Raw genomic sequence first — 13,718 nt, forward strand, 5'->3', positions numbered from 1 at the left:
ACCGGTCTGGACCATTGACACCGTACAGCCGGATCCACTTCAGTGGTCTAGTCCAACTAGGGTGCCAGGCCGGGCCGTTCCCCCCACTGGCGCGTGCTCCGGCGTGCCCTCGGACGTCCCCCACGACCGCGCCATCGCAGGAGCACCCGCATGCGCAGACCCCGCTACTCGCCCGTTCGCCGGGCCCACCGCCGTGCCGCGCTCGCCGCCGGCACGGCCTCCGCCGTCGCCGCGGCCACCCTGGTCGGCGTCACCCTGGGCCTGGCCCCCGCCGCCTCGGCCGGCGAGTTCCTGGTCAACGGCGGCTTCGAATCCGGCTCGCTCGGCCCCTGGAGCTGCACCGGCGGCTCCGGCAGCGTCGTCACCAGCCCGGTGCACGGCGGCAGCCGGGCGCTCGCCGCCGCGGCCTCGTCGGGCGACACCGCCCAGTGCGGCCAGACCGTCACCGTCGCCCCCGGCACCACGTACACGCTCAGCGCGTACGTCAACGGCTCCTACGTCTACCTGGGCGTCGACGGCGGCCCCAGCACCTGGACGCCCGGCACCGGCGGCTCGTACCAGAAGCTCAGCGTCAGCTTCACCACCGGCGCCAACCAGACCAGCGCCACCGTCTACACCCACGGCTGGTACGGCCAGGGGACCTACTACGCGGACGACGTCTCGCTGGACGGCCCGGGCGCCCCCAGTCCGACGCCCACGCCCACCGTGACCACCTCGCCGACCGCGACGCCCACGGGCACGCCCACCGGTACTCCGACGGGCACCCCCACGGGCACGCCCACCGGCACCCCGACCAGCCCGCCCGCCGGCAGTCACGCCCTGGTCGGCTACCTGCACGCGAGCTTCGCCAACGGCTCCGGCTACACCCGGATGGCCGACGTCCCGGACTCCTGGGACTTCATCGACCTGTCCTTCGGCGAACCCACCTCCGTCACCTCCGGCGACATCCGCTTCAACCGCTGTCCGGTCACCGAGTGCCCGACCGTCGAGTCGGACGCCGACTTCAAGGCCGCCATCGCGGCCAAGCGCGCCCGGGGCAAGAAGGTGCTGATCTCGATCGGCGGCCAGAACGGCCAGGTCCAGCTGACCAGCACCGCCGCCCGGGACGCCTTCGTCAGCTCGGTCTCGGCGATCATCGACAAGTGGGGTCTGGACGGCCTGGACATCGACTTCGAGGGCCACTCGCTCTCCCTCAACACGGGCGACACCGACTTCAAGAACCCGACCAGCCCGGTCGTGGTCAACCTGATCTCCGCGCTGAAGACCCTCAAGGCCAAGTACGGCGCGGGCTTCGTGCTGACCATGGCGCCGGAGACCTTCTTCGTCCAACTCGGCTACCAGTACTACGGATCCGGCCCCTGGGGCGGCCAGGACCCGCGGGCCGGGGCGTACCTGCCGGTCATCCACGCGCTGCGCGACGACCTCACCCTGCTGCACGTCCAGGACTACAACTCCGGCTCCGTCATGGGCCTGGACAACCAGTACCACTCGATGGGCGGCGCCGACTTCCACGTCGCGATGACCGACATGCTGCTCAAGGGCTTCCCGGTGGCGGGCAACGCGAACAACGTGTTCCCGGCGCTGCCCGCCGCCAAGGTCGCCATCGGCATGCCGGCCACCACCAACGCGGGCAACGGCTACATCGCCCCCGCCGAGGTGGACAAGGCGCTGGACTGCCTCACCAAGCTCACCAACTGCGGAACGTACGTGCCGCGTTCGGGCGCCCAGCCGAACCTGCGCGGGCTGATGACCTGGTCGATCAACTGGGACCGGTTCGGCGGCCAGGAGTTCTCCAGGAACTTCGACGGCTACTTCGGCCGCTGACCCGGCACCCGCCGGCCGGAACGTCCACGGGGCCGTGCTTGAACCTGACGCCGTGCTTGAACCTGACACCGGTGTGAGGTCCAAGCATGGTCCCCATGGCGACCACACAGCTCCCGACTCCGGTACCCCGCAAGCCCTTTCCGCTCCCCGCCCTGCTCGCCCTGGCCACCGCGGTCTTCGTCACCGCGCTCACCGAGACCCTGCCCGCCGGGGTGCTGCCCGGCATGGGCGAGTCCCTCGGCGTCAGCGAGTCGGCCGCCGGGCAGACCGTCACGGTCTACGCGATCGGGACCGCGGTCACCGCGATCCCGCTCACCGCGGCCACCGCCGGCTGGAACCGCAAGCGGCTGCTGCTCACCGCGATGGGCGGCTTCGCGGTGGCCAACACGGTGACCGCGGTCTCCGGCGACTACCCGCTCACGATGGCCGCCCGCTTCCTCGCGGGCGTGGCGGCCGGCCTCGCCTGGGCCCTGCTGGCCGGGTACGCCCGCCGGCTGGTGCCGGTCGAGCAGCAGGGCCGGGCGATGGCCGTGGCGATGGCTGGGGTGCCGGTGGCGCTGTCGCTGGGAGTGCCGGTCGGCACCTTCCTCGGCCGGATCCTCGCCTGGTGGGTGCCCTTCCTGGCCATGACGGCACTGGCGGTCGTCGTGATCGGCTGGATCGCGGCGATGCTGCCCGAGCAGCCCGGGCAGCCGGACGGCGAGCGGGCCCCGGTCCGGCGCGCGCTCACCGTGCCCGGCGTGCGGCCGGTGCTCACCGTGACCGTGCTCTTCGTGCTCGCGCACACCATCCTGTTCACCTACATCGCACCCCTGCTCGACCGGGCCGGCCTCGGCGGCGCCACCGGCACCGTGCTGCTGGTCTTCGGCCTGGCCTCGCTGGCGAGCATCTGGCTCACCGGCGCCCACATCCACCGCCGGCTGCGGCGGCTGACGATCGGCGGCGCGCTGCTGGTCGCGGTGGCGGCGGGCGTCCTCGCGGTGCGCTCCGGCGACGCGCCGCTGGTGTACCTGGCGGCGGCGTTCTGGGGCCTGGGCTGGGGCGGCGCCCCGACCCTGCTGCAGACCGCCCTCGGAGACGCGGGAGGCGAGCAGGCGGACGCCGCCCAGGCCGTGCTGGTGACCCTGTGGAACGCCGCGATGGCGGGCGGCGGGGTGGCCGGCGGCGTCGTCCTGAGCCGGCTCGGCGCCGGCGCCCTGCCCTGGACGGTCCTCGCGCTGATGCTGCCCGTCCTCGCGGTGGTCGCCGGCGCCCGCCGCCACGCCTTCCCCCCGGTCCGCGGCTAGCCGTGCGCCCGCCCGTTCGCCTCCGTCAGCCGGTCGTCAGCCGATCGTCAGCCGATCGCCAGCCCGTTCGCCCGCATCCGGGCGACCAGCTCGGCCGGGGCGCTGGCGGTGGAGCCCGCCGAGTACGGCGGCCGCGGGTCGTACTCGATGAGCAGCTGGATCGACTGCGCGACCGGGTCCCCGGCCAGCCGGCCGGCCAGCGACAGGGCCAGGTCGATCCCGGCCGAGACCCCGGCCGCGGTCGCGTACTTGCCGTCCACCACGACCCGCTCGGTGCCGGTGGGCTCGGCCCCGAGCTTGCCCAGCTCCTCCAGGCAGGCCCAGTGCGAGGTGGCCCGCCGGCCGGCCAGCAGCCCGGCGGCGGCCAGCACCAGCGAACCGGAGCAGACCGAGGTGGTCCAGGCGGTGGTCGCGTCCACGGCCCGCAGCCACTCCAGCACCGGCCCGTCCGAGAGCCGCGCCCGGGTGCCCGGCCCGCCGGGGACCAGCAGGGTGTCCACCGGCCCGACCGCGTCGAGGCCGGTGTCCGGCAGCAGCCGCAGCCCGCTGGTGCAGCGCACCGGGCGGCCGCCCGGCGAGGCGGTGACCACCCGGTACGCCCCCGGTCGCCCGGAGGCGTTGCCGGCGCCCGTGAACACCTCCACGGGGCCGGTCACGTCGAGGCTCTGCACGCCCTCGTAGAGGACGACCAGCACGGTGTGTGCTCCCATGCGGCCAGCCTGTCAGCGGGCCGGGGTGGCAGCAATGACCTGTGGCCCACCTTTCCTGCCACCGCTGGGGCGGTGCGCCGCGTGGACCGTACGCCAACCGCCGCGCGGGTACGCCGAAACGCCGGAAGGCCCCTCGCTTTCGCAAGGGGCCTTCCGGCTGTCTGTGCGCCGCCAGGGACTCGAACCCCGGACCCGCTGATTAAGAGTCAGCTGCTCTAACCAACTGAGCTAGCGGCGCCTGCTGACGTGGAGAACATTACCTGGTCAGCGGCCGAAACACACAATCGGCCCGGAGGTCCCCCGTTCCTCCGGGCCGATCGCGCGGTCCGGCCCCGGGGCTCACATGGTCAGCACCACCTTGCCCCGGACGTGCCCGGTGCCGACCAACCGGTGGGCCTCGGCGGCCCGCTCCAGCGGGAGGGCCTCGGCGATCTCCAGCCGCAGCCCGCCCGCCTCCCACAGCCGGACCAGTTCGGTCAGCCGGGCGGCGGTGCGCAGGGTGCGGACGGCCCGTACGCCCAGTCGTGCGGCGCCCTCGAAGTCGACCACGGTGGCGATCCGCTCCCGGTCGGCGACCAGCTCGACGGAGGCCTCCAGCGCGCCCCGCCCGGCGGCGTCGAAGGCCGCGGTCACCCCCTGCGGCGCGGCCGCCCGGACCCGCTCGGCCAGCCCCTCCCCGTACGCGACCGGGACGGCGCCCAGCTCGCGCAGGTACGCGTGGTTGCGCTCGCTCGCGGTGCCGACCACGGTGGCGCCCAGGGCCCGGGCCAGCTGGACGGCGACCGTGCCGACCCCGCCCGAGGCGCCGTGCACCAGGACGGTGTCGCCGGGGCCGACCCCGAGCAGGTCGAGCGCGGTGTGCGCGGTCTGGCCGGAGGCGGAGAGCGAGCCGGCCTGCTCCCAGGGCATCCCGGCGGGCTTGGCCACCAGCTGGGCGGCGTCCGTCGTGACCAGCTCGGCGTGGCTGTCCAGCAGCCGGAAGCCGATCACCTCGTCGCCGACCTTCCAGTCCCCGCTGTCCGGTCCCAGCCGGTCCACCACCCCGGCGAACTCGTTGCCGAGGACGAAGGGCGGCTCGACGGTCAGCCCCGGCGGCCGGAACCCCTCCCGGATCGCGAGGTCCACCGGCTGCACCCCGGCCGCGTACACCCGCACCCGCACCTCGCCCGGGCCGGGCTCCGGATCGGGCACCTCGGTGACCCGCAGGACCTCCGGACCGCCGGACCCCGTCACCGTGACCGCCTTCATGTCTGCTCCCCGCCCTCTCGACCGTTGGACCGCTCGACTGCCCGACAGCTCCCGTCGACCGGCCCCATCCTCGGACTTGAAGTCCACTTGAGGTCAAGTCCTTGTTCGGCGCGTCTTCACCGATGGGCGCATTGTCAGATTTATCCTGGACGGCGCTCAGCCGTCCGTCGTCGAGAGGAACCTCCCCGTGGGCCAGCTTCCCCTGTTCTTCCTGGTGCTGCTCGCCTCCGTGGTCACCATGCCGCTCGGACGCAAGACGGGAGTGCCGCAGCCGGTCCTGATGACCCTGCTCGGCATCGTCATGGCGCTCGTCCCGCAGATCCCGGACGTCAGCATCGAACCCGAGCTGATCCTCCCGCTGGTCCTGCCGCCGCTGATCTTCGCGGTCGCCCGGCGCTCCTCGGTGCGCTACTTCAAGGCCAACGTCCGCTCGATCCTGCTGCTGGCCGTCGCCCTGGTGGTGGTCACCACCGTCGCGGTGGCCAGTACGGTGCACTGGCTGCTGCCCGCCCTGCCGCTCGCCGCGGCCATCGCGGTCGGCGCGCTGGTCTCCCCGCCCGACCCGGTCGCCGCCGTGGCGGTGGCCGGCAGTGTCGGCCTGCCCCGCCGCCTGGTGGCGATCCTCGAGAGCGAGGGCCTGTTCAACGACGTCACCGCGATCGTCATCTACTCGCTGGCGATCGAGGCCGTGGTCAGCGGCGACTTCTCGGTCGGCCACGCGGTGCTGCGCTTCGTCCTGTCGGCGGTGCTGGCCGTGGTCGTCGGGGTGGTGCTCGGCTGGGTCAACGCCAAGCTCGCCGAGCGGCTGGACGACCCGACCCAGCAGGTCGCGCTCAACCTGCTGGTGCCCTTCGCCGCCTACACCGTCGCCGAGGAGATCCACGGCTCGGGCGTGCTCGCCGTCGTGGTCTGCGCGCTCTACCTGGCCGAGCGGGCCACCGACGCCGACGCCGTCTCCTACCGGCTGGTCGGCAACGCCTTCTGGGAGGTGGTCGAGATCCTGATCACCGGCGTCGCCTTCGGCCTGATCGGCCTGGAGCTGGCCACCGTGCTCAAGGAGGCCGGCAGCGGCTGGACCGGGTTCATCGGCGACGCCGCCGTGGTGATCGTGGTGGTCGTGGGGGTCCGGCTGCTCTGGCTGCTGCCGGCCGGCTGGGTGTCGCGCAAGCTGCGCAGCGGCGACGACGAGGACACCCCGTTCAGCTGGAAGGAGAGCGTGGTCCTCTGGTGGTCCGGCATGCGCGGGGTGGCCACCGTCGCCCTGGCGCTCGCCATCCCGCTCACCCTGCACTCCGGCGAGGACTTCCCCGAGCGCGGCCGGCTGGTCTTCATCGCCTTCAGCGTGGTGCTCTTCACCCTGCTGGTCCAGGGCCTGACCCTGCCCTGGCTGGCCAAGCGGCTCCGGCTGGACATCGACCAGGACCGCCACGAGCAGGCCGTCCGCCAGCTCTGGTGGCGGGCCGCGAAGGCCGGGCTCAAGCGGCTCGGCGAGCTGGAGGAGCAGGACCGGCTGCCCGTCGAGGTCGCCGACCGGCTGCGGGACCGTCAGCACGACCGGCTGGCCCGGCTCTGCCCGGAGAACTACGCCGAGGAGGAGGCCGCCGAGGCCAAGCTGCGGCTGTCCCAGTGGCGGGCCGCCCGGGACGTCGAGCAGGAGATGATCGCCGCCTCCCGCCGCGAGATGCTCGCCGCCCGCAGCGAGCTCGGCGCCGACCCGGAACTGGTCGACCAGGTGCTGCGCGGCCTCGACCTGCGCTCGGAGCGGAAGTGACGAGTCGTCCGCCCGCGGGCGGAATGTGCGCGACCGCCCCCGGGGTTGCATAGGCTGAACCCGGGCAGGCCGTCAACGGAGTCGGCGCACCACCAGTACCCGCACGACCTCGCACAGAGACCCTCGCCTTTCCCAGGGCTCACGCCTGGCCCTGCCGGTTCCTGCACCCAGATGAATCGAGGACCCACCGATGTCGGAGACCCGCGCCGACGCCCGCACCCCGCTGGACCGCACCCCGCAGTGGGCCGCCCTGGCCAAGCACCGGGCCGAGCTGGGCGACACCCACCTGCGCGAGCTGTTCGCCGCCGACCCGGAGCGCGGCCGCCGCCTCACCCTGCGGGTCGGCGACCTGCACGTCGACTACGCCAAGCACCTGGTCACCGACGAGACGCTGGCGCTGCTGCGCGAACTCGCCGCCGCCACCGGCGTCGCCGAGCTGCGGGACGCGATGTTCCGCGGCGAGAAGATCAACAACACCGAGCACCGCGCCGTCCTGCACACCGCGCTGCGCGCCCCGCGCGACGCCGTGATCGAGGTCGACGGCGAGAACGTGGTGCCCGCCGTGCACGCCGTCCTCGACAAGATGGCGGCCTTCGCCGAGCGCGTCCGCGGCGGCGAGTGGACGGGCCACACCGGCAAGCGGATCCGCACCGTCGTCAACATCGGCATCGGCGGCTCCGACCTCGGCCCGGCGATGGCCTACGAGGTGCTGCGCTCGTTCACCCGGCGCGACCTGGAGGTCCGCTTCGTCTCCAACGTGGACGGCGCCGACCTGCACGAGGCCGTCCGCGACCTCGACCCGGCCGAGACGCTGTTCATCGTCGCCTCGAAGACCTTCACCACGATCGAGACCATCACCAACGCGGTCTCCGCCCGCGACTGGCTGCTCGACGGCCTGGGCGCCGGCACCGAGGCGGTGGCCAAGCACTTCGTCGCGCTGTCCACCAACGCCCGGGGCGTGCAGGACTTCGGCATCGACACCGCCAACATGTTCGAGTTCTGGGACTGGGTCGGCGGCCGCTACTCCTACGACTCGGCGATCGGCCTCTCGCTGATGATCGCCATCGGCCCGGACGCCTTCCGCGAGATGCTGGACGGCTTCCACCTGGTCGACGAGCACTTCCGCACCGCCCCGGCGGAGCAGAACGTCCCGCTGCTGCTCGGCCTGCTGGGCGTCTGGTACGGCGCGTTCTTCGACGCCCAGGCGCACGCGGTGCTGCCGTACTCGCACTACCTGTCCAAGTTCACCGCCTACCTGCAGCAGCTGGACATGGAGTCCAACGGCAAGTCGGTGACCCGCGACGGCACCCCGGTGGACTGGCAGACCGGCCCGGTGGTCTGGGGCACCCCCGGCACCAACGGCCAGCACGCCTACTACCAGCTGCTGCACCAGGGCACCAAGGTGATCCCGGCCGACTTCATCGGCTTCGCGCGGCCGGTCGCCGACCTGCTCCCGGGCCTGGTCGCCCAGCACGACCTGCTGCTGGCCAACTTCTTCGCGCAGACCCAGGCGCTGGCCTTCGGCAAGACCCCGGAGGAGGTCGCGGCCGAGGGCGTGCCCGCCGAGCTCGTCCCGCACAAGACCTTCAAGGGCAACCACCCGACCACCACGATCCTGGCCGGCGAGCTGACCCCGTCGGTGCTCGGCCAGCTGGTCGCGCTCTACGAGCACAAGGTGTTCGTCCAGGGCGCGATCTGGAACATCGACTCCTTCGACCAGTGGGGCGTCGAGCTGGGCAAGGTGCTCGCCAAGCGGATCGAGCCGGTGCTGCTCACCGGCGAGGGCGCCGAGCAGCTGGACAGCTCCACCGCCGAGCTGGTCGCCCGCTACCGGGCGCTGCGCGGCCGCTGAGCCCCCGGCCGGGCCGTCCGCTCCGGCGGGCGGTCCGGCCGTCCCGTCTTCCGGGAACAGGAAGCCGAAAACGCCGGAAGGCCCCCTGCTTTCGCAAGGGGCCTTCCGGCTGTCTGTGCGCCGCCAGGGACTCGAACCCCGGACCCGCTGATTAAGAGTCAGCTGCTCTAACCAACTGAGCTAGCGGCGCCTGCTGACAGAGAAGACTCTAGCAGCGCCGTGCGTCCGGGCCAAAATCGAATACCGGTCGTCCCGCGTTCACCCGCCGGACACGACGGCCGCCCCGGCGGGCACCGGCGCGCCCGGCTCGCGCGCCGCCCGGACGCAGGCCCACAGCAGCACCGAGGCGCCGGGCAGCCAGGGCTCCCGCTCGTCCGGGGCGACGATCCACCGCCCGGCGCCCCGGCCTGGGGAGTCCGGGCTGTTCAGCATCCGCTGCAGCGGCGGCACGGTCACCGCGTCGCCCTTGCCGTGGCACAGCAGCGGCGGCACGTCCCGGGCCCACTCCTCCCAGGCCAGCAGCCGGCGCAGCCGGGGCGCCGCGCCCGGCTGGACGAACAGCAGGGTCCGGCCCCGGTGGCTCGCCACCGGCCCGCAGCCGGGCCCGGAGGCCCACAGTTCGTCCAGCACCCGGCGGCCGAACAGCGCCGGCATGCTGATCACGTCGAAGGCGCGCCCGCAGGGCAGCACCGAGGGCGCCCACGGGCGGGTCTCCCAGAGGGCGCGCATGCTGCGCGGGTACTCGCTGGCGGAGGCGAGCCAGGCCTCCCCGGCCGCGCTGACGTACTCCACCGACTGATAGGTCCAGATGTCCACGCACAGCAGCGTGCGCCGTGCGCGCCCCGGGAACGGTGGAAAGCGGTGTTCGCCGGACAGGGCGGCGGGGCATCGCGTACCCTCCGCCACTGGCATATGCCAACGGGCCGGCGGTCAGTCCTCGTGGCGGCGCGGTTCGAGCAGGGTGCGGCCGTACTCGATCATCTTGGCGGCGTAGTCCGGGGTCCAGTCCGCCCGAACGGCGATGTCGGCGTCCGAGAGCGCGTCGAACCGGCGCGGGTCGGCGAGCTGGGCGGCGGCGACGGCCTGGAAGTCGGTGGCCCGCTCGGCCGCCGCCCGGAAGGCCAGGGCCAGCTCGGTGGAGCGGCGCAGCAGCTCCGCCGGGTCCGCGATCGACTCCAGGTCGAAGAATCGTTCCGGCTCCGGTTCGGCGGACTGCGGCTCGAACAGCAGCTGCACCGGACGCCTACGCCTGGTCGGCTCGGTCGACTCAGCAGGGGAGTCGGGCATGGACGGACACCTCCGGGGTCTCGATGGGGCGGGCAGAGCTGCACCGGGCTGCGCCGCCCGGGTTGTGGCCGTCGTCCATTGTCTCGCGGCGAAGGCCGGTAACGGAACGGTGCGCGTGCGGGCGCTATTCCCCGGCGTGCGCCCCGGGGCGCGCAACGGGCGCGGGGTGACCTGATCGCATGCGAATCGGTTGTCCGGGTGTTCCCGGCGTCCAGCCGTCCGGGCGTTCCGGTCGCCCACAACCCCACGGAGAACCCCATGCGCGTACGGAAGGGCCTCGCGGCCGGCCTCCTGCTGATCACCCCGGCCCTCGGACCGGCCACGGCGACTCCGGCCTTCGCCGCCGAGACGGCGCTGGTGGTGCAGGGCGAGCCGAGCCCGCCCGGCGGCCTGTCGCAGGCGACCTGCCCGAGCGGCACCCACCTGACCGGCGGCGGGTACCAGCTGCCCCCCGGGGCGCACGACACCGTCACCTACAACGGCCCGTCCGTCGACGCGAAGAGCTGGTACGCGCGGGCCGACCACACGGCCGTCAAGGCCTTCGCGGTCTGCGAGACCGAGGACTGACGCCTACCGGTCCCTACCGCAGGCGGACCCGGTGGCCGCTCAGGTGGTCCAGCACCTGATGGTTGGCCTCCCAGCCGTCCGGAAAGGCCACCGGGACCCCCAACTGCACCGGCTCGGTGGCCGGGTGCTCGTCCAGCAGCCCGGCGATCCCGGCCCGGGCCACCACGATGCAGGCGTGCCGGTGACGGGAGGCGAGCACACAGAGCCGGCCGGTCTCCAGGTGGAAGGCGGTCGCGTCCGGGCGGCCGGAGAGCGGGTGCAGCACCACGGTGACGTCGTACTCGCGGCCCTGCAGCCGGTTGGCGGTGTCCACCGTGACGGCCGGCCCGGCCGCGCCGTCCACCGGGACGCCCAGCTTCAGCAGGGCCGCGCGCACCGCCGCCGCCTGGTCGCGGTGGGCGGTGCCGACGGCGACCCGGTCCGCGGTGAGCGGCGTCCGGCCCTGCTCGGAGTGCGCCGTGAGCCCGCGGTCCAGCAGCCGGCGCACGGTGGCCGCGACCGCAGCCACCGCCTGCGGGTCGGTCCGCACGGTGTGCCGGGCGGGCAGCTCCAGCAGGGCCCAGCCGTGCTCGGCGGCCCGGTCGATCGCCGCGTCCAGCGCCGAGCCGTCGGGGCGGACGGCGGCGGTCAGGAGACGGTCGTCCGGACCGGTGCCGGAGCGGAACGGCGTGTACGGGTAGAACGCCCGGGAGATCAGTGGCGCCGCGCTGGCGGGCAGCCGCCAGGAGACCGGCAGCCGGTGCGGCTCGATCTGCGGGTTGTGCGCCAGCATGGTGACCACGGCGCTGCCGGACGGGTCGTACGACAGCCCGGCCCACTGCTCGGTGCCGACCACGGTGAACGGGTCCAGCTGGCCCGGGTCGCCGACGAACAGCGCCCGCTCGAACAGCCGGGCCACCGCGAGCAGGGCGTCCGAGCGCATCTGGTACGCCTCGTCGACGATCGCGTGCCGCCACGGCGCCTCGGCCCGCACCCACTGCCACTTGGCCGCGGTGGAGATCACCACGTCGTGCCCGGCCAGCTCGCCGACCTTGTCGGAGGGCGTCACACTGGCGTGCTTCAGCACCTCCGGGCCCGGCCTGGAGTCGGCGGCGTGCAGCCGGCCGATCGTCAGGCCCGGCGCCTTCTCGGCCAGTCGGCCGACCAGGTCGTCCACCTGACCGTTGGTCTGGGCGACGATCATCAGCCGCTCGCCGGCCTCGACCAGCTCGCGGGCGGCCCGGACCACCAGCGTCGACTTCCCGGCGCCGGGCGGGGAGTCCACCACCACGCCGCGCGGGGCGCCGGCCGGCGGGCGGACCGTCGCCGCCAGGATCCCGGCCACGGCGGCGTCGGCGGCCGCGCCCGGGGCCTGCCGGGCGGCCGGCTCGGGGGTCGGCGCAGGGGTCGGCGCGGGCGACCGCTCGGGGGACTGCGCAGGGGTCGGCACAGGGGGCGGGGTGGCCATCACTCCCACTCCTCGGAGGTGGACGGGGCAGGTACGGGCGCGGCGCCGGGCGGGCCGCCGTGCGTCCACGGGGTGTCGTCCGGCTCGGGCAGCGGCGCGGACTGGCGGACCGTCAACTCGAACAGGGTGAAGGTGACCGCCTCGCCGGGCTCGGGCAGGCTGCCCGGCTCCGGCTCCTTCCGGCGGCCCATGCCGGACAGCACCCGCAGCGTGACGGTGCCCCCGACGGGGTCGACCGCGACGATCTCGGCCTTCTGCGCCGACGGGCCGGCGCCGCCCTCCGGCCGCGAAGACCCCCAGACCCGGTGCGCCTCCCGGCCGAGGTCCGCGTGCGGACGGTCGGTGGTGCGCAGGGTGACCAGCGGGCGGGGCTTGGGGGAGCGGCCGGTGGTGTCCCAGTCCGGCACCACCTCGGTCACCACCCCGCTGAACGCCTCGCCGGCCAGCCGGTGCTCGGCCATCGCCAGCGGGTCGTCCAGCGCCTCCTGGACGTCCAGCCGGGCCTGCTCGCGCTCGCGCTGGGCGAGCTTGCGGGCGGCGGTGACGGCGTCGTCCTGCCGGGGCTGCGGGGGCTCACCGGCCGCCAGGCGGTCCCGGTGGCCGGTGAAGGACCAGCGGTCGCCGGTCCAGCGCTCCTCCAGGTGCCCGGCCGGTGGCAGGGCGCGCAGCAGGTCCAGGCCGTACCAGACGTCCCGCCAGGTCGGCAGCAGGACGGCCGTCAGCGCTTCCTCCAGCTGCCCGACCGCGGCCCGCACGGCCGCCCGGGCGCGCTCGGCGGCGGCCTCGTCGCCCTGCTCGGCGGCGTGCCGCAGGGCGCCCGCGGCGGAGTCGTAGCGGGTGATCGCCGGGGCGAGCACCGCCTCGTCGAAGCGGGGGTCGGTGGCCGGGCCGGCCGGCGGGTGCAGCAGCTGTCCGGCGTCGTCCCGGGCGGACTCGGCCAGCTCGGCCGCCTCGGCACCGGTCAGGCCGGGCGGCGGACGGTGCCAGGCCAGCCGGGCCGCCAGGTGCTGGTCCTCCAGGTGGCTCTGGCCGGTGGCCCAGTGCCGGGCCAGCAGGCTGGTCATCGGCAGCAGCAGGCTGGAGCCGGGCACCTGGGCGCGGTCGGTGAAGTGCGTCAGCCAGCGGCCGAGCAGCGGCACCCGGACCGGCGCCGGGTAGGGGCCCGGGTCCGCGTCCTCGGCGGTGCGGCGGAAACGGGTCGAGCGGCCGATCAGGGCGAGGTGCCGCACACCGGCGCCGTTCGGCACGATCAGCTGCGGGGCGTCCGCGCACAGCTCGCGGAACACCTGGGTCTTCTCGCCGGTCTCCGGGTCCTTCTCGGAGCCCTCGATCTGCTCCACGTCCTCGGCGAAGGACTCCAGGTAGGGCAGTAGGTCGGCGGCCAGCCCGGCCAGGAAGTCGGACCGCAGGGTGCGGTTGAGCGGCTGCGGCACCAGGTGCAGCCGGGGCGCCTCCCGGTCGGTGCCCAGCAGCACCGCCAGCGGCGCGCCGGACTCGCCGGCCGCGGTCAGCGGGACCAGCACCATCGGGCGGTCGGACAGGTGCCGGTGCCGGACGGTGGCCAGCGGCTCGGCCCGGCCGCTGCGGACGGCCTCCAGCCGGGCCAGGGTGGTCAAGAGGCTCATGCGCCCGCCCCCCGGCGCCCGGCCGGGGCGTGCGTCCGCGCGCGCCCCTCGACGATCCCCACGTCGCGCCCGGTCATGCCGTCGCTCCCGCTCATGCCGTC

Annotated in this window: 11 protein-coding genes and 2 tRNA genes; 5 read left to right on the plus strand and 8 right to left on the minus strand. The window is 74.4% G+C overall.

Annotated features, from left to right (window positions below):
• Nucleotides 1-150 precede the first annotated feature (150 nt).
• Both IE332_RS22555 and IE332_RS22560 read left to right on the plus strand, forming a co-directional pair.
• Nucleotides 151-1,824: a chitinase gene (locus tag IE332_RS22555; protein ID WP_189919387.1), complete on the plus strand. Its 1,674-nt coding sequence runs from the start codon at nt 151-153 to the stop codon at nt 1,822-1,824.
• A gap of 95 nt (nt 1,825-1,919) precedes the next feature.
• The gene (locus tag IE332_RS22560; protein ID WP_229928814.1) at nt 1,920-3,110 is read left to right on the plus strand and encodes an MFS transporter; all 1,191 of its coding nucleotides are present in this window, start codon (nt 1,920-1,922) and stop codon (nt 3,108-3,110) included.
• A gap of 47 nt (nt 3,111-3,157) precedes the next feature.
• Here IE332_RS22560 and IE332_RS22565 read toward each other — a convergent pair whose 3' ends face one another.
• From IE332_RS22565 to IE332_RS22575, 3 genes are all read right to left on the minus strand, one after another.
• Complete coding sequence (locus IE332_RS22565) at nt 3,158-3,820, minus strand: DJ-1/PfpI family protein (RefSeq protein ID WP_189919391.1); 663 nt, start codon at nt 3,818-3,820, stop codon at nt 3,158-3,160.
• Between the two features lie 164 nt (nt 3,821-3,984).
• A tRNA-Lys gene (locus IE332_RS22570) sits at nt 3,985-4,058 on the minus strand.
• A gap of 101 nt (nt 4,059-4,159) precedes the next feature.
• Nucleotides 4,160-5,068, minus strand: coding sequence for an NADP-dependent oxidoreductase (locus IE332_RS22575; protein ID WP_189919393.1), 909 nt, complete (start codon nt 5,066-5,068; stop codon nt 4,160-4,162).
• Between the two features lie 187 nt (nt 5,069-5,255).
• On the opposite strand from IE332_RS22575, the gene IE332_RS22580 reads away from it, so the two are divergent.
• Together IE332_RS22580 and pgi are read left to right on the plus strand one after the other, a co-directional pair.
• The gene (locus IE332_RS22580; protein WP_189919395.1) at nt 5,256-6,839 is read left to right on the plus strand and encodes a Na+/H+ antiporter; all 1,584 of its coding nucleotides are present in this window, start codon (nt 5,256-5,258) and stop codon (nt 6,837-6,839) included.
• A gap of 190 nt (nt 6,840-7,029) precedes the next feature.
• Complete coding sequence (gene pgi / locus IE332_RS22585) at nt 7,030-8,691, plus strand: glucose-6-phosphate isomerase (protein WP_189919397.1); 1,662 nt, start codon at nt 7,030-7,032, stop codon at nt 8,689-8,691.
• Nucleotides 8,692-8,807: 116 nt separating this feature from the next.
• On the opposite strand, the gene IE332_RS22590 is transcribed toward pgi, so the two are convergent.
• The 3 genes from IE332_RS22590 to IE332_RS22600 form a co-directional block, all read right to left on the minus strand.
• A tRNA-Lys gene (locus IE332_RS22590) sits at nt 8,808-8,881 on the minus strand.
• A 68-nt stretch (nt 8,882-8,949) separates the two neighbouring features.
• Complete coding sequence (locus tag IE332_RS22595; protein ID WP_373313795.1) at nt 8,950-9,507, minus strand: bifunctional DNA primase/polymerase; 558 nt, start codon at nt 9,505-9,507, stop codon at nt 8,950-8,952.
• Between the two features lie 114 nt (nt 9,508-9,621).
• The gene (locus IE332_RS22600; protein WP_189919401.1) at nt 9,622-9,978 is read right to left on the minus strand and encodes a DUF8844 domain-containing protein; all 357 of its coding nucleotides are present in this window, start codon (nt 9,976-9,978) and stop codon (nt 9,622-9,624) included.
• Between the two features lie 258 nt (nt 9,979-10,236).
• Between IE332_RS22600 and IE332_RS22605 the strand changes: the two genes are divergently transcribed.
• Entirely contained in the window at nt 10,237-10,545 is a 309-nt protein-coding gene (locus tag IE332_RS22605; protein WP_189919403.1) for a hypothetical protein, read from the plus strand.
• A gap of 13 nt (nt 10,546-10,558) precedes the next feature.
• Here the strand turns inward: IE332_RS22605 and IE332_RS22610 are convergent, their stop codons facing one another.
• Both IE332_RS22610 and IE332_RS22615 read right to left on the minus strand, forming a co-directional pair.
• Nucleotides 10,559-11,992, minus strand: a complete 1,434-nt coding sequence (locus tag IE332_RS22610; protein WP_189919405.1) for an AAA family ATPase — start codon at nt 11,990-11,992, stop codon at nt 10,559-10,561.
• Nucleotides 11,992-13,617, minus strand: coding sequence for an ATP synthase subunit B family protein (locus IE332_RS22615; RefSeq protein WP_189919406.1), 1,626 nt, complete (start codon nt 13,615-13,617; stop codon nt 11,992-11,994). Before IE332_RS22615 ends, IE332_RS22610 begins: the two co-directional genes overlap by 1 nt.
• Nucleotides 13,618-13,718: the final 101 nt, after the last annotated feature.

This window comes from Kitasatospora xanthocidica, from assembly GCF_014656195.1.
GTDB classification, from domain to species: domain Bacteria; phylum Actinomycetota; class Actinomycetes; order Streptomycetales; family Streptomycetaceae; genus Kitasatospora; species Kitasatospora xanthocidica.

What these genes read in the sequence shown, in the direction of transcription:
- IE332_RS22555 (WP_189919387.1), top strand. Translation starts at nt 151, where the DNA reads ATGCGCAGACCCCGCTACTCGCCCGTTCGCCGGGCCCACCGCCGTGCC.
- IE332_RS22560 (WP_229928814.1), top strand. Translation starts at nt 1,920, where the DNA reads ATGGCGACCACACAGCTCCCGACTCCGGTACCCCGCAAGCCCTTTCCG.
- IE332_RS22565 (WP_189919391.1), bottom strand. Translation starts at nt 3,820, where the DNA reads ATGGGAGCACACACCGTGCTGGTCGTCCTCTACGAGGGCGTGCAGAGC.
- IE332_RS22575 (WP_189919393.1), bottom strand. Translation starts at nt 5,068, where the DNA reads ATGAAGGCGGTCACGGTGACGGGGTCCGGCGGTCCGGAGGTCCTGCGG.
- pgi (WP_189919397.1), top strand. Translation starts at nt 7,030, where the DNA reads ATGTCGGAGACCCGCGCCGACGCCCGCACCCCGCTGGACCGCACCCCG.
- IE332_RS22600 (WP_189919401.1), bottom strand. Translation starts at nt 9,978, where the DNA reads ATGCCCGACTCCCCTGCTGAGTCGACCGAGCCGACCAGGCGTAGGCGT.
- IE332_RS22605 (WP_189919403.1), top strand. Translation starts at nt 10,237, where the DNA reads ATGCGCGTACGGAAGGGCCTCGCGGCCGGCCTCCTGCTGATCACCCCG.
- IE332_RS22610 (WP_189919405.1), bottom strand. Translation starts at nt 11,992, where the DNA reads ATGGCCACCCCGCCCCCTGTGCCGACCCCTGCGCAGTCCCCCGAGCGG.
- IE332_RS22615 (WP_189919406.1), bottom strand. Translation starts at nt 13,617, where the DNA reads ATGAGCCTCTTGACCACCCTGGCCCGGCTGGAGGCCGTCCGCAGCGGC.